The organism is Streptomyces sp. NPDC056222, from assembly GCF_042264065.1.
GTDB lineage: Bacteria > Actinomycetota > Actinomycetes > Streptomycetales > Streptomycetaceae > Streptomyces.
The window spans coordinates 1-1,014 of record NZ_JBHJTL010000236.1 but is presented as its reverse complement, the minus strand read 5'-3'; the positions used below and the strand labels follow the sequence as shown (position 1 = coordinate 1,014).

Below are 1,014 nucleotides of genomic sequence, written 5' to 3'. Positions count from 1 at the left end.
GCCCCGTCCAGGGTGCGGCGCGCCGGCCTTCAGCTCGTTCGGACGCACCCTCGTGCGCCGTCCGGTGCAACGGCGTACGCCCCTCGGAGGGGCAGGTCAGAAGGGCGGATTCACCCGAACGGAGGTGTGGCGCTCTGTAGTTCTCCCGTTGCGGAGCGCTATACGCGCAGGCACGGTGGCTGAGAAGTTCTCCGACGCATAAGGAAAAGGAACACATATGCGTCCCCTGGGAACGAGCTGCCTCACCGCCCTGGCGATATCAGCCGCCATCACCCTCGGCGCGGCGGGACCCGCCGTCGCCGACATACATCACCCGTCCTCCCCGGCCACCGTCACGGCGAAGGTCCCGTTCCCCGACACCGGCGCCAAGGCCGCCGCGCCCGCCGATGTCGTCGACGACACCCTCACCGCCGTGGAGGACGCGGTCGACGCGCTGCTCGCCTCGGTCTCCGGCACCGTGACCGGGGTCGTACCGCAGGTCACCTCTCTGGTCGACCAGCTCCTGAGCTCCCTGCTCGGCGGTCTGTACCTCCCCGGCCTCGGGGAGCTGCCGACCACGCCGCCGGCCACCGTGCCGGGCCTGCCCGTCGACCTCCCGGTCGACCCGCCGGCCGTCGTCCCCGACGTGTCGACGCTGCCGGTGGAGCCGGTGGTGCCGGTGGTGCCGGTGGTGCCGGTGGAGTCGGTGGTGCCGGTGGAGACAGTGGAGCCGGTGGCGCCCATCGCGCCGGTGGCGCCCGTGGCGCCTGTGCTGCCCGAGGTGTCGACGCTGCCCGTGGAGCCGGTGGCGCCCGTGGCGCCTGAAGTGCCGGTGGTGCCTGAGGTACCCGTGGTGCCTGAAGTGCCCGAGTTGCCTGTGGCGCTCCCCGTCACGGCGCCCGTGCGCTAGCGGCGGCGGCGTCGCGATCCACGCCGTGGCGGCCCCGGCCCCCCCGCCCGCCCCGCGGTTGGCAAATAAGAAAGGGACAAAAGAACCCCCCCCCACCATAGGGGGGGGTGTGGAGAAAAAACACC

Annotated in this window: 1 protein-coding gene; it reads left to right on the top strand. The window is 72.3% G+C overall.

The window, feature by feature from the left end:
* Positions 1–217 precede the first annotated feature (217 nt).
* Entirely contained in the window at positions 218–889 is a 672-nt protein-coding gene (locus ACFC0D_RS38775) for a hypothetical protein (protein WP_376446848.1), read from the top strand.
* The last annotated feature ends 125 nt before the right edge of the window (positions 890–1,014 follow it).

What these genes read in the sequence shown, in the direction of transcription:
- ACFC0D_RS38775 (WP_376446848.1), top strand. Translation starts at nt 218, where the DNA reads ATGCGTCCCCTGGGAACGAGCTGCCTCACCGCCCTGGCGATATCAGCC.